20 protein-coding genes and 1 pseudogene are annotated in these 20,596 nt (G+C 73.4%); 8 read left to right on the top strand and 13 right to left on the bottom strand.

Going from position 1 to position 20,596, the window contains the following annotated elements; genetic code table 11:
* Positions 1-250: 250 nt before the first annotated feature.
* Both ACI2LW_RS11160 and ACI2LW_RS11155 read left to right on the top strand, forming a co-directional pair.
* The gene (locus ACI2LW_RS11160; RefSeq protein WP_404730910.1) at positions 251-889 is read left to right on the top strand and encodes a DedA family protein; all 639 of its coding nucleotides are present in this window, start codon (positions 251-253) and stop codon (positions 887-889) included.
* A gap of 85 nt (positions 890-974) precedes the next feature.
* Positions 975-1,583, top strand: coding sequence for a DUF4396 domain-containing protein (locus tag ACI2LW_RS11155; protein WP_404730909.1), 609 nt, complete (start codon positions 975-977; stop codon positions 1,581-1,583).
* 217 nt (positions 1,584-1,800) lie between these two features.
* Here ACI2LW_RS11155 and rocD read toward each other — a convergent pair whose 3' ends face one another.
* From rocD to ACI2LW_RS11140, 3 genes are all read right to left on the bottom strand, one after another.
* On the bottom strand, positions 1,801-3,021 hold the full coding sequence (gene rocD, locus ACI2LW_RS11150; protein WP_404730908.1) for an ornithine--oxo-acid transaminase: 1,221 nt from the start codon (positions 3,019-3,021) through the stop codon (positions 1,801-1,803).
* Positions 3,021-3,830, bottom strand: a complete 810-nt coding sequence (gene ddaH, locus ACI2LW_RS11145) for a dimethylargininase (protein ID WP_404730907.1) — start codon at positions 3,828-3,830, stop codon at positions 3,021-3,023. Before ddaH ends, rocD begins: the two co-directional genes overlap by 1 nt.
* 123 nt (positions 3,831-3,953) lie before the next feature.
* The gene (locus ACI2LW_RS11140) at positions 3,954-4,457 is read right to left on the bottom strand and encodes an Lrp/AsnC family transcriptional regulator (protein WP_404730906.1); all 504 of its coding nucleotides are present in this window, start codon (positions 4,455-4,457) and stop codon (positions 3,954-3,956) included.
* Positions 4,458-4,544: 87 nt separating this feature from the next.
* On the opposite strand from ACI2LW_RS11140, the gene ACI2LW_RS11135 reads away from it, so the two are divergent.
* From ACI2LW_RS11135 to ACI2LW_RS11120, 4 genes are read left to right on the top strand one after another with little or no spacing between them, the layout of a single operon-like run.
* The gene (locus ACI2LW_RS11135) at positions 4,545-5,300 is read left to right on the top strand and encodes a LytR/AlgR family response regulator transcription factor (protein ID WP_404730905.1); all 756 of its coding nucleotides are present in this window, start codon (positions 4,545-4,547) and stop codon (positions 5,298-5,300) included.
* Between the two features lie 13 nt (positions 5,301-5,313).
* Positions 5,314-5,673 carry a hypothetical protein gene (locus ACI2LW_RS11130; RefSeq protein WP_404730904.1) on the top strand — a complete coding sequence of 120 codons (360 nt, stop codon included), beginning with the start codon at positions 5,314-5,316 and terminating at the stop codon, positions 5,671-5,673.
* A 15-nt stretch (positions 5,674-5,688) separates the two neighbouring features.
* Complete coding sequence (locus ACI2LW_RS11125) at positions 5,689-7,401, top strand: cation acetate symporter (protein ID WP_404730903.1); 1,713 nt, start codon at positions 5,689-5,691, stop codon at positions 7,399-7,401.
* The gene (locus ACI2LW_RS11120) at positions 7,398-8,603 is read left to right on the top strand and encodes a sensor histidine kinase (protein WP_404730902.1); all 1,206 of its coding nucleotides are present in this window, start codon (positions 7,398-7,400) and stop codon (positions 8,601-8,603) included. The genes ACI2LW_RS11125 and ACI2LW_RS11120 overlap by 4 nt, the downstream gene beginning before the upstream one ends.
* A 15-nt stretch (positions 8,604-8,618) precedes the next feature.
* On the opposite strand, the gene ACI2LW_RS11115 is transcribed toward ACI2LW_RS11120, so the two are convergent.
* The 5 genes from ACI2LW_RS11115 to ACI2LW_RS11095 form a co-directional block, all read right to left on the bottom strand.
* A complete protein-coding gene (locus ACI2LW_RS11115) occupies positions 8,619-8,792 on the bottom strand; it encodes a hypothetical protein (RefSeq protein WP_404730901.1) in 174 nt (57 codons plus the stop codon).
* 83 nt (positions 8,793-8,875) lie between these two features.
* On the bottom strand, positions 8,876-9,826 hold the full coding sequence (locus tag ACI2LW_RS11110; RefSeq protein WP_404730900.1) for a cytochrome c oxidase assembly protein: 951 nt from the start codon (positions 9,824-9,826) through the stop codon (positions 8,876-8,878).
* A 166-nt stretch (positions 9,827-9,992) separates the two neighbouring features.
* Positions 9,993-11,018, bottom strand: coding sequence for a 6-phosphofructokinase (locus tag ACI2LW_RS11105; RefSeq protein WP_404730899.1), 1,026 nt, complete (start codon positions 11,016-11,018; stop codon positions 9,993-9,995).
* Positions 11,019-11,277: 259 nt separating this feature from the next.
* Positions 11,278-12,006 carry a type 1 glutamine amidotransferase gene (locus tag ACI2LW_RS11100; protein WP_404730898.1) on the bottom strand — a complete coding sequence of 243 codons (729 nt, stop codon included), beginning with the start codon at positions 12,004-12,006 and terminating at the stop codon, positions 11,278-11,280.
* A 34-nt stretch (positions 12,007-12,040) separates the two neighbouring features.
* Positions 12,041-13,279, bottom strand: a complete 1,239-nt coding sequence (locus ACI2LW_RS11095; RefSeq protein WP_404730897.1) for a MurT ligase domain-containing protein — start codon at positions 13,277-13,279, stop codon at positions 12,041-12,043.
* Between the two features lie 158 nt (positions 13,280-13,437).
* Here ACI2LW_RS11095 and def point away from each other — a divergent pair, with 158 nt between their 5' ends.
* Positions 13,438-13,983 (top strand): peptide deformylase, encoded by a 546-nt coding sequence (def, locus tag ACI2LW_RS11090; RefSeq protein WP_404730896.1) that lies wholly within the window; start codon positions 13,438-13,440, stop codon positions 13,981-13,983.
* Positions 13,984-14,167: 184 nt separating this feature from the next.
* Here the strand turns inward: def and ACI2LW_RS11085 are convergent, their stop codons facing one another.
* Positions 14,168-14,812, bottom strand: coding sequence for a TetR family transcriptional regulator (locus tag ACI2LW_RS11085; protein ID WP_404730895.1), 645 nt, complete (start codon positions 14,810-14,812; stop codon positions 14,168-14,170).
* Positions 14,813-14,981: 169 nt separating this feature from the next.
* On the opposite strand from ACI2LW_RS11085, the gene ACI2LW_RS11080 reads away from it, so the two are divergent.
* Positions 14,982-16,208 carry an acyl-CoA dehydrogenase family protein gene (locus ACI2LW_RS11080; protein ID WP_404730894.1) on the top strand — a complete coding sequence of 409 codons (1,227 nt, stop codon included), beginning with the start codon at positions 14,982-14,984 and terminating at the stop codon, positions 16,206-16,208.
* A gap of 155 nt (positions 16,209-16,363) precedes the next feature.
* On the opposite strand, the gene ACI2LW_RS11075 is transcribed toward ACI2LW_RS11080, so the two are convergent.
* From ACI2LW_RS11075 to ACI2LW_RS11060, 4 genes and pseudogenes are all read right to left on the bottom strand, one after another.
* Positions 16,364-16,927: a cupin domain-containing protein gene (locus ACI2LW_RS11075; RefSeq protein ID WP_404730893.1), complete on the bottom strand. Its 564-nt coding sequence runs from the start codon at positions 16,925-16,927 to the stop codon at positions 16,364-16,366.
* 7 nt (positions 16,928-16,934) lie between these two features.
* Positions 16,935-18,149 (bottom strand): cytochrome P450, encoded by a 1,215-nt coding sequence (locus tag ACI2LW_RS11070; protein WP_404730892.1) that lies wholly within the window; start codon positions 18,147-18,149, stop codon positions 16,935-16,937.
* Positions 18,146-19,213 (bottom strand): annotated as a pseudogene (locus ACI2LW_RS11065) (type III polyketide synthase); the annotation flags it as partial. The gene ACI2LW_RS11070 and the pseudogene ACI2LW_RS11065, both read right to left, overlap by 4 nt.
* A gap of 1,134 nt (positions 19,214-20,347) precedes the next feature.
* Positions 20,348-20,587 carry a DUF6213 family protein gene (locus ACI2LW_RS11060; RefSeq protein WP_404730891.1) on the bottom strand — a complete coding sequence of 80 codons (240 nt, stop codon included), beginning with the start codon at positions 20,585-20,587 and terminating at the stop codon, positions 20,348-20,350.
* Positions 20,588-20,596: the final 9 nt, after the last annotated feature.

The following is a 20,596-nucleotide window of genomic DNA, read 5'->3' as shown; positions in this document are numbered from 1 at the left end:
TCACTCGTGCGGATCTGCTCAACCGCCGCGTTCTCGCAGGTCAGCCCTGCCTGTGGTGGGGTGCCAGTGTAAGTGCACCGGCAGTGACGCGGAACCGGTCAGGGCCGGATCAGCCTGCTGCTCCTGAGCTGTCCGTATCAACCCGATCGCACAGAGTGACGCGATCATGGGGGTCAGTGGCGCGCACGTGGCTCTTGAAACCGGAGGCGCCTTCTGATGCGTCGCACGCCCGCCGACGTACGGTGGCCGCATGGCCCCTCCGCTCCCGGGTCCGCTCGCCCACCTGGCACCGCTGCTCAGCCACTACGGCTACTGGGCCGTCGGCGGGGTGGTGCTGGTGGAGGACTTCGGGATCCCGGCCCCCGGTGAGACGATCCTGGTCGCGGCGGGCGTGTACGCCGGGGCCGGCGAGCTGAACGTCATGGCCGTCGGGGTGATCGCGTTCCTCGCCGCGCTCGTCGGGGACAACATCGGCTATCTGATCGGGCACTTCGGCGGACGGGCCTTCGTCCACCGCTGGGGCCGCTACATCTTCCTGACGCCCGAGCGCTTCCATACGGCCGAGCGGTTCTTCGAGCGGCACGGCGGCAAGATCGTCACGGTGGCCCGGTTCGTCGAGGGGCTGCGCCAGGCCAACGGCATCATCGCCGGCACCTCGGGCATGCCCTGGCGCCGCTTCCTCGTCTTCAACGCGCTCGGCGCGGCGCTGTGGGTGGGGCTGTGGGTGACGGTGGCCTACTTCGCGGGTACGCACATCGACGCGGTCTACCGGGAGATCGGCAGGTACCAGCGCTATGTGTTCATCGCTCTGGGCGTCCTGGTCGCCGCGTGGGCCGTACGGCACGTGCTGAGACGCCGCAGACGCGCCGCCCCCCGGCGCGCGGACTGAGAAAGGCCGGCCGGCGGGGAATACCCCCCTGGGGTATTGCGTTCGGGTGCGGTGAAGGTCGCCGTCGAAGCAGGGGAGAGCAACGATGAAGCACCACCACGAGGCACAGGGGCACGACCACCACGACGTACAGGGGCACGACCACCAAGACGCGCACGACCGTCCGCACGAGCTCGGCGTGCGGGAGCGTCCGCACGGGCACGGTGCGCACGGCGCCGCTCACGAGCACGGCGGCCACGCGGGCCACGCGCAGCCGGCCGGCGCCTCGTGGCGCACGGCCGCGCAGGCCACGCTGCACTGCCTGACCGGCTGCGCCATCGGCGAGGTGCTGGGCATGGTCATCGGCACCGCGGCCGGCCTGCACAACGCGGCCACGGTCGTCCTCTCCGTGGCCCTGGCCTTCGTCTTCGGCTACGCGCTCACCATGCGGGGCGTGCTGCGCGCGGGCGTGCCCGTGCGGCAGGCGCTGAAGGTGGCGCTGGCCGCCGACACCGTGTCCATCGCGGTGATGGAGCTGATCGACAACACCGTCATGGTCGGTGTGCCCGGCGCCATGGACGCCGGACTGTCCGACGTCCTGTTCTGGGCCGCGCTGGTGTTCTCCCTCGCCCTGGCCTTCGTGCTGACCACACCGGTCAACCGCTGGATGATCGGGCGCGGCAAGGGACACGCGGTCGTGCACGCCTACCACTGACCCGTGGACCGGTGCGGAGCCCGAAGCGGCGGGCCGGGAGGGGCCACTCCCGGCCCGCCGCCCCGCTCCCCGGCCGGAATCGTCCCCGCCGTACCCCCGCGTCCGCGCCGCACGCTGCACAGGGTGGTCCGTGGCCCATGGCCGTGGTTCGCGGCTCACCGGCTCACCGACCCGCCGGGCGCGCCCCTGGGAGGCGCGCCCGGCGGTGGCGCGGGTGTCAGCCGGCCAGCACCTTCTCCAGGGACTTCAGCGCGGAGCGCAGTTCGTCCTCGGTGATGGTCAGCGGCGGGGCCAGCCGGATGGTGGACCCGTGGGTGTCCTTCACCAGGACCCCCTCCCGCATCAGGCGCTCGCTGATCTCACGGCCGGTCCCGATGGCCGGGTCGACGTCGACGCCCGCCCACAGACCGCGCTGGCGGAAGCCGGTCACGCCCTTGCCGGCGAGCTCGTCGAGACCCTCGCGCAGCACCGCGCCCAGCTCCCGCGCCCGGCGCTGGAACTCGCCGGTCTCCAGCAGCTCGACCACCGCCGTGCCCACCGCGGCCGCCAGCGGGTTGCCGCCGAACGTCGACCCGTGCTCGCCCGGCCGCAGCACGCCCAGCACCTCCCGGCTGCCCACGACCGCCGACACCGGCACGATGCCGCCGCCCAGCGCCTTGCCGAGCAGCAGCACGTCCGGCACGACGTCCTCGTGCTCGACCGCCAGCGTGCGCCCGGTGCGGCCCAGCCCCGACTGGATCTCGTCCGCGACGAACAGGCAGCCCGCGCGCCGGGTCAGCTCCCGCACCCCCGCGAGGTAGCCGTCGTCGGGGACGACGACCCCGGCCTCGCCCTGGATCGGCTCGATCAGCACCGCCGCCGTCGTCTCGTCGACCGCCGCCTCCATGGCCGCCAGGTCGTTGTACGGCACCACCCTGAAGCCCGGCGTGAACGGGCCGAAGCCCGAGCGCGCCGTCTCGTCGGTGGAGAAGCTCACGATGGTCGTGGTGCGGCCGTGGAAGTTGTCCGCCGCGACCACGATCGTCGCCCGGTCGGCGGGGACCCCCTTGACCTCGTACGCCCACTTGCGGGCCACCTTGATGCCGCTCTCCACCGCCTCGGCGCCGGTGTTCATCGGCAGCACCATCTCCTGGCCGGTCAGGGCCGCCAGCCGTTCGGCGAACTCCGCCAGCCGGTCGTTGTGGAAGGCCCGCGAGGTGAGCGTGAGCCGGTCCAGCTGCCGGTGCGCCGCCTCGATCAGCGCGGGGTGGCGGTGACCGAAGTTGAGGGCGGAGTATCCGGCGAGCATGTCGAGGTAGCGGCGGCCCTCGACGTCCTCCACCCAGGTGCCCTCGGCGCGCGAGACGACCACGGGCAGCGGGTGGTAGTTGTGCGCGAGGACCGGCGCCTCGGCCTCGATCAGCTCGTCGGACGTACGGGTACGGGCGGGTGCGGTCATCAGCGGATCTCCTGGGTGCAGCACTTGATTCCCCCGCCGGCCTTGTGGAACTCCGACAGGTCGACGGGGACGGGGACGTAACCGCGGCGGGCGAGCTGGTCGGCGAGGGCCGTCGCGCCGGGCGAGATGAACACGTGGCGGCCGTCGGAGACGGAGTTGAGGCCGAACGCCATGGCGTCCTCCCGGGTGGCGATCACCGCGTCCGGGTAGAGCCGGGCCAGCACCTCGCGGCTGCCGGCCGAGAACGCCTCCGGATAGTAGGCGATGTTCTCCTCGTCCAGCACGAACAGCGCCGTGTCCAGGTGGTAGAAGTACGGGTCCACCAGGGTCAGGCCGATCACCGGGACGCCGAGGAACTCCTGCGCCTCGCGGTGCGCCTCACGCGTGGTGCGAAAGCCCGTCCCGGCGAGCACCCAGCGGCCCGCCGGCACGAAGTCGCCCTCGCCCTCGCAGACGGCCTCCGGGCGGTACACGTCGTAGCCGGCCGCCTTGAACCACGTGTCGTACGGGTGGGACTCGGGGCGCCGCTCCGGTGCGTGGAACAGGGAGCCGAAGACACGGCCGTCGACGACGACCGCCGCGTTGGCCGCGAACACCATGTCCGGCAGGCCCGGCACGGGTTCGACGGACTCGACGGTGTGGCCGTGGGCCCGGTAGGCGTCGATCAGGGCCTGCCACTGGGCCTGGGCCAGGGACACGTCGACGTGCTGGTCGGGGTCCATCCAGGGGTTGATCGCGTACTGCACGGCGAAGTGTCTGGGTTCGCAGACGAGATACCGCCGCCGGCGCGGCACACGGGATTCGGGCACAGAGGGGTTCCTCCGCTTCCTGCGGTGTCGACTGTGGGTTGACACCAAGGTAGGAAGCGACGATACGGGCGACAAGGAAGGAAAGCTGCGCGTTGGAGCAGGAATGCTGCGTCTTCGCGCCGCTCAGCGCACGTCTGCTGCGCCCTCGGGCGCCGGCTGGCTGGCGCCCGCCTCCGGGCTGTCCGGCAGCAGGTGGGAGAGCACCATCACGCTGATCGTCTTGCGGATGAACGGCTCGGTCCTGATCCGCTCCAGCACCTCCTCGAAGTGCTCCACGTCCCGCGCCCGCACGTGCAGCAGCGCGTCCGCGCCCCCCGTCACCGTCATGGCCGCCGTGATCTCCGGATGGTTGCGCACCACCTCGGCCAGCCGCCGGGGAGGGGCCGCGCCCTCGCAGTACACCTCGACGTACGCCTCCGTGCGCCAGCCGAGCGCCGACGGCTTCACCGTGGCCGTGAACCCGGTGATCACCCCCGTCTCCCGCAGCCGGTCCACCCGGCGCTTGACGGCCGTCGCGGACAGGCCGACGGCCGCGCCGATCTCGGCGAAACTGGTGCGGGCGTTCGCCATCAGAGCGGTGACGATCTTCCGGTCGAGGTCGTCGAACGGGGCCGGCCTGCTGTTCATGGCCGCACTGTATCCAGCCCTGTGCAGCGCGGACGCCCACGCCCGGCACATGTCCACCGGCGGCTTTCGCCCCTACACTCCACGTTCATGCTGCGCGCCCTCGCCGTCGACGACGAACGCCCCTCGCTCGAGGAACTGCTCTACCTGCTCAACGCCGACCCGCGGATCGGCAGCGCGGAGGGCGCCGGCGACGCGACCCAGGCACTGCGCCGCATCACCCGGGCGCTGGAGTCCGGCCCCGGCGGCCCCGAGGCGATCGACGTGGTCTTCCTCGACATCCACATGCCCGGCCTCGACGGGCTGGACCTGGCCCGGCTGCTCGGCGGGTTCGCCCAGCCGCCGCTGATCGTCTTCGTCACCGCGCACGAGGACTTCGCCGTGCAGGCCTTCGACCTCAAGGCCGTCGACTACGTGCTGAAACCGGTGCGCAAGGAACGGCTCGCGGAGGCCGTCCGCCGGGCCGCCCGGCTCAGCGAGGCCGCCCCGCGGATCCCGGTCAGCGAACCCGACCCCGACCACCTGGCGGTCGAACTCGGCGGCGTCACCCGCTTCGTCGCCGTCGAGGACATCACCCACGTCGAGGCGCGCGGCGACTACGCCCGGCTGCACACCGCCCAGGGCAGCCACCTGGTGCGCATCCCCCTGTCCACCCTGGAGGAGCGCTGGCGCTCCCGCGGCTTCGTCCGCATCCACCGCCGCCACCTGGTCGCCCTGCGCCACATCGGCGAACTCCGCCTGGACGCGGGCAGCGTGAGCGTGCTGATCGGCACGGAGGAACTCCAGGTCTCCCGCCGCCACGCGCGCGAGCTGAGGGAGCTGCTGATGCGCCGGACCGCGCACTGAGAGGGGGGAGCCGATGCCGCAGGACCCCGCCGAGCGCCGTGTCGTCGTCACCGGACCGCCCCGCCGCGCCCGCCGGGCGCCGGGGCACTACCGCCCGCGCACCGAGATCGACGAGCAGACCACCCTGGGCCACACCTACGTCCGCTCCCTGATGCGCAGCCAGCTGCGCGCCGCCCTCACGGTCTTCGCCGTCCTGGCGCTGCTCGTCGGCCCGATGCCGCTGGTCTTCGCCGCCGCCCCCGAGGCCCGCCGCCTGAAGTGGGTCGTCCTCGGCTTCTGCCTCTACGTCCCGCTGGTGCTGCTCGCCCGCTGGTACGTGCGCCGCGCCGAGCGCAACGAACGCGACTTCGTCCACCTCGTCGAGGACCGCTGAGCGAGTGACGGGCCCGTGAACTCCGCCTACACCGTCCCCGCCGTCGCCCTCGTCGTCGTGGCCACCGTCCTCGTCGGCGCCTTCGGCCTGCGCATATCCCGTACCACTTCGGACTTCTACGTCGCCTCCCGCACCGTCGGCCCCCGCCTGAACGCCGCCGCCATCAGCGGCGAGTACCTCTCCGCGGCCTCCTTCCTGGGCATCGCGGGCCTCGTTCTGGTGCAGGGCCCCGACATGCTGTGGTACCCGGTCGGCTACACGGCCGGCTACCTGGTGCTGCTGCTGTTCGTCGCGGCCCCGCTGCGCCGCTCCGGCGCCTACACCCTGCCCGACTTCGCCGAGGCCCGGCTCGCCTCCCAGGGCGTCAGACGGCTGGCCGGCGCCTTCGTGGTCGGGGTGGGCTGGCTGTATCTGCTGCCCCAGCTCCAGGGCGCCGGACTGACCCTGGCCGTGCTCACCGGGGCGCCCGACGCGCTCGGCGGTGTGATCGTCGCCGTCGTCGTGGTCGCCACCGTCGCCGCCGGCGGCATGCGCAGCATCACCTTCGTCCAGGCCTTCCAGTACTGGCTGAAGCTGACCGCGCTGCTCGTCCCCGCCCTCTTCCTCGTCCTCGCCTGGCAGGGCGACGGCGCGCCCCGGCACGCCTTCGACGAACCGGCCGCCTTCCGCGCCCAGCGCACCGTCCGCGTCGACCACACCCTCGACCTCACCCTGAACGGCCCGCTCACCGTCACCGTCGACGGCACCGTCGACGGCCGGACCCTGCACGGCCGGCTCACGCACCTGGCGGCCGGCACCCACCACGTGGCCGGCGGCACCCGGCTGACCTTCGCCGAGGGAGCCGCCGTCCCCACCGCGCGGCGCGCCGGCGCCGACGGCATGTCCGCCTCGCAGGCCACCGGCCGCGAGGACCGCCCGCTGTACGCCACCTACGGGCTGATCCTCGCCACCTTCCTCGGCACCATGGGCCTGCCGCACGTCGTCGTCCGCTTCTACACCAGCCCCCACGGCGTCGCCGCCCGCCGCACCACGGTCGCCGTGCTCGGCCTGGTCGGCGGCTTCTACCTGCTGCCGCCCCTGTACGGCGCCCTCGGCCGGCTCTACGCCCCGGAACTGACGATCACCGGCAACGCCGACGCCGCCGTACTGCTGCTGCCCGACCGGGTGATCGGCGGCCTCGGCGGCGACCTGCTGGGCGCGCTGGTCGCGGGCGGCGCCTTCGCCGCGTTCCTGTCCACCGCCTCCGGCCTGACCATGGCCATCGCCGGAGTGCTCACCCAGGACGTGCTGCCCACGCGGGGCGTGCGCCACTTCCGGCTCGGCACGGCACTGGCCATGGCCGTACCGCTGGCCGCGAGCGTGCTGGTCGGCGGGCTGCCGGTGGCCGACGCCGTCGGCCTCGCCTTCGCGGTGTCCGCCTCCTCCTTCTGCCCGCTGCTCGTCCTCGGCATCTGGTGGCGGCGGCTGACCCCGCCCGGCGCGGCGGCCGGGATGCTCACCGGAGGCGGCGCCGCGCTCGTCGCCGTCGCCGTGACCATGGCCGGCCTGCCCGGAACCGGCCCGCTGCACGCGCTGCTCGCCTGGCCCGCGCTGTGGTCGGTGCCGCTCGGCTTCCTCACCATGACGCTGGTGTCCCTGGCCACGCCCGGCCGGGTACCGCCCCGGACCGCGGCCATCCTGGCCCGGTTCCACCTGCCGGAGCAGCTGCGGTCGGAGGTGAAGGCGTGAGCGGCTTCCTCGCCGGCCTGTGCGCGGCGGCCCTGCCGCTGCTGGCCGCCGGCTACTGGCTCGGCCGGCGCACCGCCCGCCCGCGGCAGCTGGGCGGGCTCGGCAGCCCCGTCGAGCACGCCACCTTCCAGACCCTGCACACCGCCTCCCTGGCCGCGCCCCCGCTGCGCGCCGGACTGACCGAGGAGACGGCCCGCAAGTCCGCCCGCCGGCTGCGCTCCCTGCTCGGCACCGACGCCCTGTGCCTCACCGACCGCCGGCAGGTCCTCGCCTGGGACGGGGTGGGCGCCCACCACCGCGCCGAGATCATGGACCGGCTCGCCGGGCCCCTGGACAGCGGCCGGGGCGAGGCCTTCCGGCTCACCTGCGAGGTGCCCGACTGCCCGGTGCGCTGGGCCGTCGTCGCCCCGCTCACCGTCGACGACCGGGTGCACGGCGCCCTCGTCGCCTGCGCGCCCCGCGAGTCCGCCGTCCTGGTGCGGGCCGCGGCCGAGGTGGCCCGCTGGGTGTCGGTGCAGCTGGAGCTCGCCGACCTCGACGACTCGCGCACCCGGCTGATCGAGGCGGAGATCAAGGCGCTGCGCGCCCAGATCTCCCCGCACTTCATCTTCAACTCGCTCGCGGTGATCGCCTCGTTCGTGCGCACCGACCCCGAGCGCGCCCGGGAGCTGCTGCTGGAGTTCGCCGACTTCACCCGCTACTCGTTCCGCCGGCACGGCGACTTCACCACGCTCGCCGACGAACTGCACGCCATCGAGCACTATCTCGCGCTCGTCCGCGCCCGCTTCGGCGACCGCCTGGCCGTCACCCTGCAGATCGCGCCCGAGGTGCTTCCGGTCGCCCTGCCCTTCCTGTGCCTGCAGCCGCTGGTGGAGAACGCCGTCAAGCACGGCCTGGAGGGCAAGACCGGCACCTGCCGCATCCGGATCACCGCGCAGGACGCCGGCGCCGAGGCCCTGGTGGTCATCGAGGACGACGGCGCCGGCATGGACCCCGCCCTGCTGCGCCGCATCCTGGCCGGCGAGGTCAGCCCCTCGGGCGGCATCGGACTGTCCAACGTCGACGACCGGCTCCGGCAGGTCTACGGCGACGACCACGGCCTGGTCATCGAGACCGCCCCCGGCGCCGGTATGAAGATCACCGTCCGGCTGCCGAAGTACCAGCCCGGGGTGCACTCGGCCGGCCGGCTGCGGGCACAGTGAGCGGCCGCCTGCCTCTCAGGTGGTGCCGCGGGTGGCGATCATGCCCAGGGTGATCAGTCCCAGCACGACCCAGCCGAACCACAGCCAGCCGTTGCCGCCGAGGGCCACCGTGTAGCCCGTCACCACCACGAGGGCGCCGATGGTCAGCGCCCCCATCGCCTTGATGGAACCGTCCGTGGAACCGGGCATCGCGACACCCTCCTCGTGGTCCGCCGGACTCCATGGTGCCCCGGACGGGCCGTGAGGGACAGACGGTGAGGGTGCGCGGCGGTTCAGTTGCCGCGGGCGTTGAGCGAGGCGAGGTAGGCGTTGTAGGCCTCGAGCTCCTTGTCGCCGTCGCGGTCGGCGGCCCGGTCCTTGCGGCGGGCCTGCCGCTGCTCGGAGCCGTACCACTGGTACAGCAGGGCGAGCAGCACCAGCACGGACGGGATCTCGCTGAACGCCCAGGCGATGCCGCCGGCCGCGCTCTGGTCGGACAGCGCGTCGATGCCGAGCGAGGCGGGCGGGTGCAGGAACGTGTCCACCATGGGCGTGGACGCCATCATCAGCGCGATGCCGAAGAACGCGTGGAACGGCATGCCCGCGAACAGCTCCAGCATCCGCATCAGATGGCCCGGCCGGTTGGGGCCCGGGTCCACGCCCATGATCGGCCAGAAGAAGGCCAGGCCCACCGCGAGGAAGTGCACCATCATCGCGACGTGGCCCGTCCTCGACCCCATCAGGAAGTCGAACAGCGGCGTGAAGTACAGCGCGTACAGGCTCGCGATGAACATCGGGATGGTGAACGCCGGGTGCGTCACGATCCGCAGGTAGCGGCTGTGCAGCAGCGCCAGCAGCAGCTCGCGCGGCCCCTTGCGGCCCCGGCCCGCCGGCGGCAGCGCCCGCAGGGCCAGCGTGATCGGCGCGCCGAGCAGGATCAGGATGGGCGACAGCATGCTGATCACCATGTGCTGGACCATGTGCACGCTGAACATCACCATGCCGTAGTCGTTCAGCCGGGTGCACATCACCAGCATCACGGTCAGCACCCCGACGGTGTACGCCACCGTGCGGCCCACCGGCCAGGAGTCGCCGCGCCGCAGCAGCCGTGCCACGCCCCAGCCGTACAGGCCGAGGCCGAGCAGACAGGCCACGAGGAAGAAGGGGTCGGGGGACCACTCCAGGCCGTGTCCCAGCGTGAACGGCGGCAGGTCCGTCGTCATGCCGTGCCCGCTGTGATCCATCCGCCGGCTCCTGATTCGTGGGGGTGTGCGCGGTCCGGTGCCGTCTGCCGTGTCCGGCCCCGTCTGTCCGCAGCTGTCGTGCGCACCCAGACTAGAACCGCCCCCGGTCGCGGTCGCGACCGGGGGCGGTTTTCAGCGGGGGGCGTGTCCGCCGGGGGAGGGGTCCCTACAGCACGCACTCCGCCTCGGCGTAGCGGTCCGCGGGGACCGTCTTGAGCGTCTCCACCGCGTCGGCCAGCGGCACCATCACGATGTCCGTGCCGCGCAGCGCGGTCATCCGGCCGAACTCCCCGCGGTGCGCCGCCTCCACGGCGTGCCAGCCGAAACGGGTGGCCAGCACCCTGTCGTACGCCGTCGGCGTGCCGCCGCGCTGGACGTGCCCGAGGATGACCGGCCGGGCCTCCTTGCCGAGGCGCTCCTCCAGCTCCACGGCGAGCTGGCGGGCGACACCGGCGAAGCGCTCGTGGCCGTAGACGTCCGTGCCGCCCTCGTCGAAGTCCATGGTGCCCGGCCGCGGCTTGGCGCCCTCCGCGGCCACCACGATCGCGAACCGCTTGCCGGCCGCGAACCGCTCGCCGACCTTCCGGGTCAGCTCCTCGATGTCGAAGGGACGCTCGGGGACGACGACGGCGTGGGCGCCGGCCGCCATTCCGGACTGCAGCGCGATCCAGCCGGTGTGCCGGCCCATGACCTCCACGATCAGCACCCGCTGGTGGGACTCCGCGGTGGTCTTCAGCCGGTCCAGGGCCTCGGTGGCGACGGTCACGGCCGTGTCGAAGCCGAAGGTGACGTCGGTGACCGCGATGTCGTTGTCGATGGTCTTGGGCACGCCGACGATGGGCAGGCCGGCGTCCGACAGCAGGCGGGCCGCCTTCAGGGTGCCCTCGCCGCCGATCGGGATGATCGCGTCGAGTCCCAGCTCCGCGACATGGCCCCTGGCCCGTGCCACACCGTCGCGCAGATGCTCGGGCCGGACCCGGGAGGAGCCCAGGATGGTGCCGCCGCGGGCCAGGATCCCGCTGACCGCGTCGAGGTCGAGCTTGAGGTAGTCGCACTCCAGGAGGCCCTTCCAGCCGTCCCGGAAGCCGATGACCTCGTCGCCGTGGTCGACGACGGCGCGGTGCACGACGGACCGGATGACGGCGTTCAGGCCGGGACAGTCGCCGCCGGACGTGAGGACACCAATGCGCATAGCCCGAAAAACCTTCTCCACCTGGGCACGGGACCGGACCGCGCTGTCCGGCTCGATCACCGCCACCCTAGCGGCACCACGGGGGGCCGGCGCACGGTGCGTCCGCCTGCTGGACGTGGCCGCTCACCTGTGCGGACGGCCCGTCAGACGGGCCGTCCGCACAGGCCGCCGGGCCGGTGGACGGGCGCGGCCCGAGGGCGTCCGCAGAACCGTTCCCGCCGGTGTCCGCGCCTTCGGCCGCCCGGTCGGCGGCGGGTGTTCAGGCGGGCTGCTGGGCCGCCGCGATGCGCTCGCCGCGCAGCGCCTCGTACCAGCGGTCGTCGATCGGCGGCAGTGCGTTCACGTCGAGCGCCAGCTTCAGCAGCAGGTCCGCGATCTGCGGATTGCGGGCGAGCACCGGCCCGTGCATGTAGGTGCCGAAGACGGTGTCGTTGTACGCGCCCTCCGTGCCGTCGCCGGTGCCGTTGCCCCGGCCGAGGCGGACCTGGGCGAGGGGACGGGCGGTGGGGCCGAGGTGGGTGACGCCCTGGTGGTTCTCGAAGCCGGTCAGCTGCGGCAGGCCGAGCCGCGGGTCGATGTCGGCGAGCACGTCGCCGACGCACCGCTCGCCCTCGCCGCGCACCGAGACCACGTCGAGCAGGCCCAGGCCGGCCTCGCGCTGGCCGAGGTCGTTGATGAACTCGTGGCCGAGGATCTGGTAGCCGGCGCAGACGGAGAAGACGATGGCGCCGTTGCCGACGGCCCGGTGCAGACCGCCGTCGCGGCGCAGCCGCTCCGCCGCGAGCCGCTGCGGGCGGTCCTCGCCGCCGCCGATCAGGTAGATGTCGCCGGAGGTCGGGATCGGCTGGTCGCTGCGCACGTCGAGACGGGCCACGTCCAGGCCGCGCTGCCGGGCCCGGCGCTCCACGACGAGCGCGTTGCCCTGGTCGCCGTAGGTGCTCAGCAGGTCCGGGTAGATCCACACCAGCCGCAGTTGGTTGTCGCTCATGCAGTGATCGCCCTTCGGGGAAGGTGGCCGTGGTTCAGTTGCCGACGCGGCGGCGCAGGTCCTGGAACGCGGTGTAGTTCGCGATGACCTCGATCCGGCCGGGCGGGGCCTGCTGCACCGCCTGGTCGAGGTTCTCGCAGACCTGGAAGTGCTGGTTGGCGACCTCCAGACGCACCGCGAGGTCCAGCTTCCGGTCGCCGATCACGAAGAGCGGGTGGCCGGTCAGCCGGGTGTAGTCCACGTCCCACAGCCAGGAGGTGTCGGTGCCGTCCGCGCCGCGCGCGTTCACCGACAGGATCACCGGGGTGGGCGGCGGGTCGATCAGCGAGAACGTCTCCAGCCAGCCGGCCGGGTTCTTCGCCAGCAGCAGCCTGAGGTCGCGGCCCTGGAACTGGACGACGTCGTAGCGTCCGGCGACCGCCTGCACCTGGTACATCCGCTCCAGCGCCACCTGCGGCGGCACCCCGAAGACGGCGGCGACGGCGGCCGAGGAGGCGGCGTTGGCCTTGTTGGCGCGGCCCGGCAGCTGCAGGTGGATCGGCCAGGCCGAGCCGTGCGGGTCCAGCACGTGGTCGCCGTTGAGCGCCCAGCTCGGGGCGGGCCGGCGGAAGCCGCACTCGTTGCAGAACCAGTCCTCGCCCGGACGCTGCATCACACCGCCGCAGGACGGGCAGGACCAGGCGTCGTCCTTCCACATCTGCCCGGCGGCCACCCAGACCACGTTGGGGGAGGAGGAAGCGGCCCACACCACCAGCGGGTCGTCGCAGTTGGCGACGATCACGGCCTTGCAGCCGGCCAGGCCCTCGCGCCAGTTCTCGGCGAGCATCCGGGTCTCGGCGGCGCGGTCGAGCTGGTCGCGGGAGAGGTTGAGCAGCGCGATGCACTTGGGGTCGGTGTCCCGGGCCACGCCCGCGAGGTACTTCTCGTCCACCTCGATCACGCCGTACCGGGCGTCCGAGCCGCCCGCCAGCGCCGAGGTGATGCCGGCCGGCATGTTGGCGCCGAGGGCGTTGGAGACGACCGGGCCGGCGGCCCGCAGCGCCTCGGCGATGAGCCGGGTGGTGGTGGTCTTGCCGTTGGTCGCCGAGACCAGCACGACGTCCAGGTTCTGCGCGAGCCGGGCCAGGAGGTCGGGGTCGAGTTTGAGCGCCACCCGGCCGCCGATCACCGAACCGCTGCCGCGCCCCGCGGCACGCGATGCCGCCGCGACCGCCTTGCCCGCGGTCACGGCCAGCTTGGCCCGCGGCGTGAGCGGGTCCGAGTTGCCTGCCATCAGTTCTCGATCCTCCTTGCGTACGCGCCGCGCCTGAGCCATCCGGCAACGTGGTGTGGACCTCAGCCTATCGAGATCCACTGGTGCTCCGAATCCCGGCACCGGTCACGGCGCCCGCGCGCCCTTCGCGCGTTCAGGAGGACCGTACCCTTGCCGCCATGCGACACGGCTCGATCCCGGGCGCCCGCGGGCGCGTGCGGCCCCTGACCCTGCTCGGCGACCCGGTGCTGCGCGAGCCGTGCCGGGAGGTCGCCGACTTCGGTCCGGAACTGGCGCGGCTCGTGGAGGACTTGTTCGCCACGATGTACGCCGCGCGGGGGGTGGGGCTGGCCGCGAACCAGGTCGGCGAGGCGCTGCGCGTCTTCGTCTACGACTGCCCGGACGACGAGGACGTGCGCCACCTCGGCCATGTGGTCAACCCGCGCCTGGTGACGGCGGACGGCGTGGTGGTCCGCGGCCCGGAGGGCTGCCTGTCCCTGCCCGGTCTGGAGGCGGGCACGGAGCGCTACGACCACGCGGTCGTCGAGGGTTTCACGGTGGCCGGGGAGCCGGTCACCGTGCACGGCACGGGCTTCTTCGCCCGCTGCCTCCAGCACGAGTGCGACCACCTGGCGGGCGGCCTGTACCCCGACCGCCTGACCGGCCTTCGCCGCCGCAGGCTCCTGCGCCGGGCGGCGAAGGCCCCCTGGGCCGCGCGCGGCTGAACCGCGCGGGCCGCTCCGGCCGTCCGGGCGCCGGCCCGGGGGAGGCACGCGTCGGGACGGCGCCGGCGGGCCGGTCGTGCGCGGCGGGGCGGGCCGGTCGTGCGTGGCGGGGGCGGGCCCCGGCGGGGCGGGCGGGTCGTACCCCGGCGGGGGCGGCCCCCGGTGGTGCCCGGCGGGCGGGCCGTCAGAAGCCGGGACCGCCCATCTTGTCGCCGGCCGCCGCCAGCCGGCCCCAGAGCAGGTCGGCCAGACTGCGCACCAGGTCCGCGCGCGAGCACGGGCGTTCGCCCAGCCACCAGTCGCCGGCCGCGTGCATCATGCCGACGATGCCGTGGCCCCAGACCCGGGCCAGCTGCTGGCTGTCCGGACCGAGGTCCAGCCGCTCCTCGATGACCTGGGCCAGCTCCTCGCCCATGCGGCGCAGCAGCGGTGCGGAGTGCAGGCCGACGTCGAAGCCCTGGTCGGCGCTCTGGCCGCCCTCCGCGGGGTGCATCAGGAACCGGTACACCTGCGGACGGGCCTCGATCGCCGCGAGGTAGGTGTCCAGCGTCGACTCCACCCGCTCGCGCCGGTCCGCGGGGGCGTCCAGCGCGGCCCGCAGCGAGTCGAGCAGGGCGTCGGTGTGCCGCTTGGCGAGTGCGGCGTACAGGCCGCCCTTGTCGCCGAAGTGGCGGTAGAGGATCGGCTTGGTGATGCCCGCCTCGGCGGCGATGGCGTTCATCGAGGCCTGCGGGCCGTCGCGCAGCACCACCCGGTCGGCGGCCTCCAGCAGCTCGCGCCGTCGGCGGTCGGCGGACCGCTGCTGATCGGTCCGCTGCGTGGTGTCCATGATCTCTCCCCACCCATGCTGTGTCGGTGACGCCTGCGCAAACTAACACTGCCAGGCCCGTCCGCATCGAACGGGCTGCCGAGCGATCATGAGGAGTTGACATTTCCTACTGGTCGGTAACACAGTAGTGTTACCGCAAGTAACATGCATGTGTGCCGCTGGAGGGGACATGGCCGAGTTCACCATGGAGCTCAACGACGAACAGAAGGAGGTCCGGGACTGGCTGCACGGCTTCGCCGCCGACGTCATCCGCCCCGCGGCCGCCGAATGGGACGAGCGTGAGGAGACTCCCTGGCCGGTCATCCAGGAGGCCGCGAAGGTCGGCATCTACTCCCTCGACTTCTACGCCCAGCAGTACTTCGACGCCACCGGCCTCGGCATCCCCATGGCGATGGAGGAGCTGTTCTGGGGCGACGCCGGCATCGCCCTGTCCATCGTCGGCACCGGCCTGGCCGCGGTCGGCGTCCTCGCCAACGGCACCGAGGAGCAGATCGGCACCTGGATCCCGCAGATGTACGGCGACGCCGACGACGTCAAGGTCGCCGCCTTCTGCTCGTCCGAGCCCGACGCCGGCTCCGACGTCGCCTCTCTGCGCACCCGCGCGGTCTACGACGAGGCCAAGGACGAGTGGGTGATCAACGGCACCAAGACCTGGGCGACCAACGGCGGCATCGCCAACGTCCACGTGGTCGTCGCCTCCGTCGACCCGGAGCTGGGCTCCAAGGGCCACGCCTCCTTCATCGTCCCGCCGGGCACCCCGGGCCTCGCCCAGGGCCAGAAGTTCAAGAAGCACGGCATCCGCGCCTCGCACACCGCCGAGGTGATCCTCGACAACGTGCGCGTCCCCGGCTCCTGCCTGCTCGGCGGCAAGGAGAAGCTGGACGAGCGCCTCGCCCGCGCCCGCGAGAAGGCCAGGAAGGGCGGCGAGCGCGTCAAGAACGCGGCGATGGCCACCTTCGAGGCCTCGCGTCCGGCGGTCGGCGCGATGGCCGTGGGCACGGCCCGCGCCGCGTACGAGGTCGCCCTCGACTACGCCAGGACCCGTGAGCAGTTCGGCCGGCCGATCATCGACAACCAGGGCGTCGCCTTCCAGCTCGCCGACATGCGCACGCAGATCGACGCCGCCCGCCTGCTGGTGTGGCGCGCCTCGTGGATGGCGGTCAACGGCAAGCCGTTCACGGCCGCCGAGGGCTCGATGTCCAAGCTGTTCGCCAGTGAGACCGCGAAGAAGGTCACCGCCCAGGCGATCCAGATCCTGGGCGGCAACGGCTACACCCGGGAGTACCCGGTGGAGCGGATGCACCGCGACGCGGCGATCTACACCATTTTCGAAGGGACCAGCGAGATCCAGCGGCTGGTGATCGCCCGCACGGTCTCCGGGATGCCGATCCGCTAGGCCGGCGGGTCGCGCGGGCCGCCGGCCCGCGCGACCCGGCGCCAGGCGGTGACAGCGGTGCCGGGTGCCGGTCACGGCCGTGCCGGGTGCCGGGGACCGGCGGTGCCGGACCCGCCCTGCGCGGGCCCGGCGGCGCGTCGCGTGGCGTGTCCGGTTCAGCGATGTCTGAGCGGCGTCAGCTGCTCGATGTCGTACCGCCTGCGCAGCGCCTCGATCGCCGCGTGGTCCGGCGGGCCGCCGTCGCCGAGGATCTCCAGCAGCTCCTCGAAGTACCGCTCGTGATCGGGGGGCGGGGACGCCTGGAAGAACATCTTCGCCGGGGCGTCGGTGGGGTTGGCGAAGGCGTGCGGGCAGCCCGGGGGCACCACGATGACCGTGCCCGGGCCCGCCCGCACCACCCGGCTGCCGGAACGGGACTCCCATCGCTGCCAGCGGTCGGGGGTCCGCACCCGGGGTTCGAAGGCGAGCACGTCCAGCTCGCCCTCGAGCACGTAGAACAACTCCTCGCTGCGCGTGTGCACATGCGCGCCCACGTCGAAGCCGGGCGGGACCTCCACCTCGAAGGTGGAGGCGAACCGCGAGTGCGAGCCGGTGACCTTGAAGGTCACGCGCTGGGCCGGAGTCTCGACGACCCGGCCCCGGCCCGGCGGCACGAGCAGCCCCTCTGTCCGGGCGATCCGGTCCGGGCCCGGCGGTACGAGCAGCCCCTCGGTGGTCATGGCGGCCTCACCACGTCACGGGAAGGGCCTCGGGCCCGCGGATCAACGCGCCCTTGCGGAACGGCACCCGACCGGGCGGCACCGCCAGCCGCAGTCCGGGCAGACGGTCCAGCAGGGCGTCGACCAGCAGGTTCGACTCCATCCTGGCGAGCTGGCCGCCCGGGCAGTAGTGCGGGCCGAAGCCGAACGCCACATGGGGGTTGGGGCTGCGCGAGAAGTCGATCGTCTCCGGGTCCGGGAAGACGTCCGGGTCGCGGTTGGCGGCCAGGTACGACACGTAGACCGCGTCGCCCGCCCGGATCCGCACCCCCTTGATCTCCACGTCCTCCAGGGCGATCCGGGACAGCCCCACCGCGTTGCGGTGCGGGATGTAGCGCAGCAGTTCGTCGATGGCCTGCGGCCGGATCCCCGGGTCGGCGCGCAGCCGCGCGGCCAGTTCGGGGCGGGTCAGCAGGATGTAGAACATCTGCCCGCAGTTGTTGGTCACCGCCTCGCCGCCGATCTGCAGCAGCACCGCGAGCCCGACGGCCTCCTGCGGGGTGATCTCGCCGCGTCCCACGGCCGCCCCGAGCAGGGAGGTGACGTCCTCCTCGGTGCTGTCCGTGCGCGCCTCGACGAGCTCGGCGAAGTACGCGCCCATCTCCTCCTTGGCCTGCTCGCTGACGTCGGCGCCGTGCGCGGAGGACAGGATGAGCTGCGTCCAGGTGTGCATGGCGTGCCGGTCGGCGGCGGGGACGCCCATCAGCTCGCAGATCACCGCGATGGGGAACGGGCTGAGCACCGCCGCGGTCAGGTCGGCGGGCGGCCCGTCCCGCAGCAGTGCGCGGACCAGTTCGTCCAGCGTGCGCCGGGCTCCGGCCCGCACCCGCTGGACGCCCCGCGCGGTGAAGGCGGGAGCGACCGCGCGGCGCAGCCGGGTGTGGTCGGGCGGGTCCAGGAAGCCGACCGCGCCCCGGGTGGGGATGAAGTGCGGGGCCAGCCGGGTGACCTGGCGGTCCATGACGGCCGCCCGGCCGAACCGGGGGTCGTTGGTGACGAACCGCACGTCGTCCATGCGGGTCACCAGCCAGGCCCAGCCCTCGCCGTTGGGCAGTTCGACGCGGGTGACCGGGCCCTCCTCCATCAGCTCGGCCAGGACCGGGTCGAAGTCGACGCCGGGGAGGTCGGGCACCGGCCAGTGCCGCACCGGGGGCAGGGTCTCGGTGAGCGTCTCCTCGCTCATGCCCCCTCCCCGGATTGCCAGCGGCCCAGGGACATCTCCGCGGTGATGCCCGGACCGAACCCGGCGAGCAGCCCGCGCGCCTGGTCCGCGGCGCCGCCGTCGTCGAACAGCCGGCGCAGCGCGTCCAGTACGACGGCGCTGGCGATGTTGCCGTACTCGGTGAGCGTGGCCCGGCTGAACCGGAAGGCGTGCGGGTCGACCTCCAGGAACTTGCTGAGGTCGTCCAGGATCCGGGGGCCGCCGGCGTGGATGACGTAGAAGTCCAGGTCGGTGGCGTCCCAGCCGTGCACTCCGGCCAGGTCCTTCAGGGCCGGGGCGAGCGGCTCCATGGTGGCGGGCACCCGCTTGTCCAGCAGGAAGTGGAAGCCGGTGGCCCGGACGTCGTACGCGATCCAGTCCTCGGTCTTGGGGATCAGGTACGAGCCGTTGCGCTCGAGCCGGACGCCGGTGCCGCCGGTGCCGCGTACCGCGGCGGCCGCGATGCCGTCGCCGAACAGCCCGTTCGACAGCAGCGAGCCGACGCCGAGGTCGGTGGGCTGGTAGCACAGCGAGCAGAACTCGCAGGCCACGATGAGCGCGTTGGCGTCCGGGTAGGCCGAGCAGAAGTCGTGGGCCCGGTTGATCGCCGCGCCGCCGGCCGCGCAGCCCAGCTGGGCTATGGGCAGCTGGCGGGTGGTCGAGTCGAAGCCCATCTCGTTGATCAGCCACGCCGTGAGCGAGGGCATCATGAAGCCCGTGCACGAGACGTAGATGATGACATCGATGTCCGTGGTCAGGAGTTCGGCGTCGTCCAGCGCACGCTGGACGACCGCGGGGACGCGGGCCTTGGCCTCGCGCTCGTAGAGCTTGTTGCGGTCCTCGAAGCCCGGGTGCTTGAGGGTCTCCTCGATGGGCTGCACGATGTGCCGGGTGCGCACACCGGTGTTCTCGATCAGCCGGAGGGCCAGCGGGAGTTGCGGATGGTCCGCGTGGCGGGAGCGTGCGAGCTCCAGCGTTTCCTCCATCGTGATCACGTGCTCTGGAACGGACACCGAGGGTCTGCACAAAGTCGCCATGAGCCGTGCCTGCTTTCGCCTTCCGGAAGGCCGGTAGCCCCCCGGTCAGAGGGTGTTGCACCCAGAAGGGTGGTCCACCCACGATCGCCCGGGAGGGCGACGATCTCGCGCCGGACTACTCCAATCCGGCGACACGCGGCCGGGCTCGCGCGGTGCCCGACGGGGCCCGCGAGCGAGCGGCGCCGGACCCTCGGCGTCAGGAAAGACGCAGGTCAGCGGCGTGCGTGCGAACGGACCGCCGTCCCGTGCCGGGTGGGCCGGACCGGTACGCGCCGCAGCACGCCGAACCGCCCGGCGCGCGCCGCGCCCGGCCCGTGGACGGGGCCGTTCGCGCGATCGCCGTCGACGGGCGGGCCGCGCGGAGGCCACGGGGGCACCGCCGCGCGGGGCCGGAGGGCACCATCGCGTGGGCCCAGCGGGGGCCCTCGGGCGGGGACGCACACCTTCGGGCGAGGCCACCGGGGGCCGCCGCGCGAGGGCCGCTGCGGAGGTGCCCGCGCTCGCCGCGGCACGGGCGGCGGCGGGCCGGCCGGGCCGGCCGTGGGGGCGGAGCCGAGCCCGGGAGCCGGGGGAGCCGGTCCGGGCCGACGAACCGGCCTTCGGTGGCCTGCCTGGGGGCCGTGGCGGTCGAGATCGGGCCTACGGGGCGGACGGGGGCCCGGGGGCCGGCGGGCGCCGCCTCCTTCCGGGCCGCTCGGCCGGGCGCGCGTGCACGGGCTGTGCGGAGGTGACCGGAGGCCGGTGCCCACCGGACCGGTGACAGCGCCGGCGGTGACGGGGACGGCGGGACCGGTGACAGCGCCGGCGGTGACGGGGACGGCGGGGGCGGTGACGGCGGTGACGGGGACGGCGGTGACGGGGACGGCGGGGGCGGTGACGGCGGTGACGGGGACGGCGGTGACGGGGACGGCGGGGGCGGTGACAGTGACGGGTCACGGAAGGAACGCCCCCGCGCGTGCGGCGACGGCGGGTCCAGGCGCACCGTGCCGTCGTCCTCTTCTGAACGCCCCAGCGCGTGCGGCGACGGCTCAACACACATACGGCCGGGGCCACTTGCGGTCGGCTCGCCCCGGCCGGGCCCGGCCGCGCGAGGGACCCGGCGGACTCGCGGCGGCCCCGGAGGACGGGCACCGCCGCGGCCGCTCACCCGGAGGCCGCCCCGCTGCTGTGGGCGATGCACGCGACGTCGATGCGGTCCGCCAGCTTGGCCAGTTCGATCGTCAGGGCGGCCACCGTGTCCTCGTCGAGACCCTCCTGGCCGGCCTCGACCAGACGCAGCCACCTGCCGCCCACCGTCCGCAGCAGCTTGCTCACGTCGGCCGCGGCCACCTGCAGGGCACCGCGGTCGTCGACGATCAGAGGCAGAGTCACTTCGCGGTTCACAAAAAGGAT

The organism is Streptomyces sp. NPDC004065 (assembly GCF_044903565.1).
Lineage (GTDB): Bacteria > Actinomycetota > Actinomycetes > Streptomycetales > Streptomycetaceae > Streptomyces.
The sequence above is the reverse complement of the archived record's forward strand: the minus strand, read 5'-3'. Positions and strand labels throughout refer to the sequence as shown.

What these genes read in the sequence shown, in the direction of transcription:
- ACI2LW_RS11130 (WP_404730904.1), top strand. Translation starts at nt 5,314, where the DNA reads ATGCCGCAGGACCCCGCCGAGCGCCGTGTCGTCGTCACCGGACCGCCC.
- ACI2LW_RS11100 (WP_404730898.1), bottom strand. Translation starts at nt 12,006, where the DNA reads ATGAGCGACAACCAACTGCGGCTGGTGTGGATCTACCCGGACCTGCTG.
- ACI2LW_RS11110 (WP_404730900.1), bottom strand. Translation starts at nt 9,826, where the DNA reads ATGGATCACAGCGGGCACGGCATGACGACGGACCTGCCGCCGTTCACG.
- ACI2LW_RS11115 (WP_404730901.1), bottom strand. Translation starts at nt 8,792, where the DNA reads ATGCCCGGTTCCACGGACGGTTCCATCAAGGCGATGGGGGCGCTGACC.
- ACI2LW_RS11070 (WP_404730892.1), bottom strand. Translation starts at nt 18,149, where the DNA reads ATGAGCGAGGAGACGCTCACCGAGACCCTGCCCCCGGTGCGGCACTGG.
- ACI2LW_RS11075 (WP_404730893.1), bottom strand. Translation starts at nt 16,927, where the DNA reads ATGACCACCGAGGGGCTGCTCGTACCGCCGGGCCCGGACCGGATCGCC.
- ACI2LW_RS11105 (WP_404730899.1), bottom strand. Translation starts at nt 11,018, where the DNA reads ATGCGCATTGGTGTCCTCACGTCCGGCGGCGACTGTCCCGGCCTGAAC.
- ACI2LW_RS11085 (WP_404730895.1), bottom strand. Translation starts at nt 14,812, where the DNA reads ATGGACACCACGCAGCGGACCGATCAGCAGCGGTCCGCCGACCGCCGA.
- ACI2LW_RS11140 (WP_404730906.1), bottom strand. Translation starts at nt 4,457, where the DNA reads ATGAACAGCAGGCCGGCCCCGTTCGACGACCTCGACCGGAAGATCGTC.
- ACI2LW_RS11155 (WP_404730909.1), top strand. Translation starts at nt 975, where the DNA reads ATGAAGCACCACCACGAGGCACAGGGGCACGACCACCACGACGTACAG.
- ACI2LW_RS11080 (WP_404730894.1), top strand. Translation starts at nt 14,982, where the DNA reads ATGGCCGAGTTCACCATGGAGCTCAACGACGAACAGAAGGAGGTCCGG.
- def (WP_404730896.1), top strand. Translation starts at nt 13,438, where the DNA reads ATGCGACACGGCTCGATCCCGGGCGCCCGCGGGCGCGTGCGGCCCCTG.
- ACI2LW_RS11095 (WP_404730897.1), bottom strand. Translation starts at nt 13,279, where the DNA reads ATGGCAGGCAACTCGGACCCGCTCACGCCGCGGGCCAAGCTGGCCGTG.
- rocD (WP_404730908.1), bottom strand. Translation starts at nt 3,021, where the DNA reads ATGACCGCACCCGCCCGTACCCGTACGTCCGACGAGCTGATCGAGGCC.
- ACI2LW_RS11160 (WP_404730910.1), top strand. Translation starts at nt 251, where the DNA reads ATGGCCCCTCCGCTCCCGGGTCCGCTCGCCCACCTGGCACCGCTGCTC.
- ACI2LW_RS11135 (WP_404730905.1), top strand. Translation starts at nt 4,545, where the DNA reads ATGCTGCGCGCCCTCGCCGTCGACGACGAACGCCCCTCGCTCGAGGAA.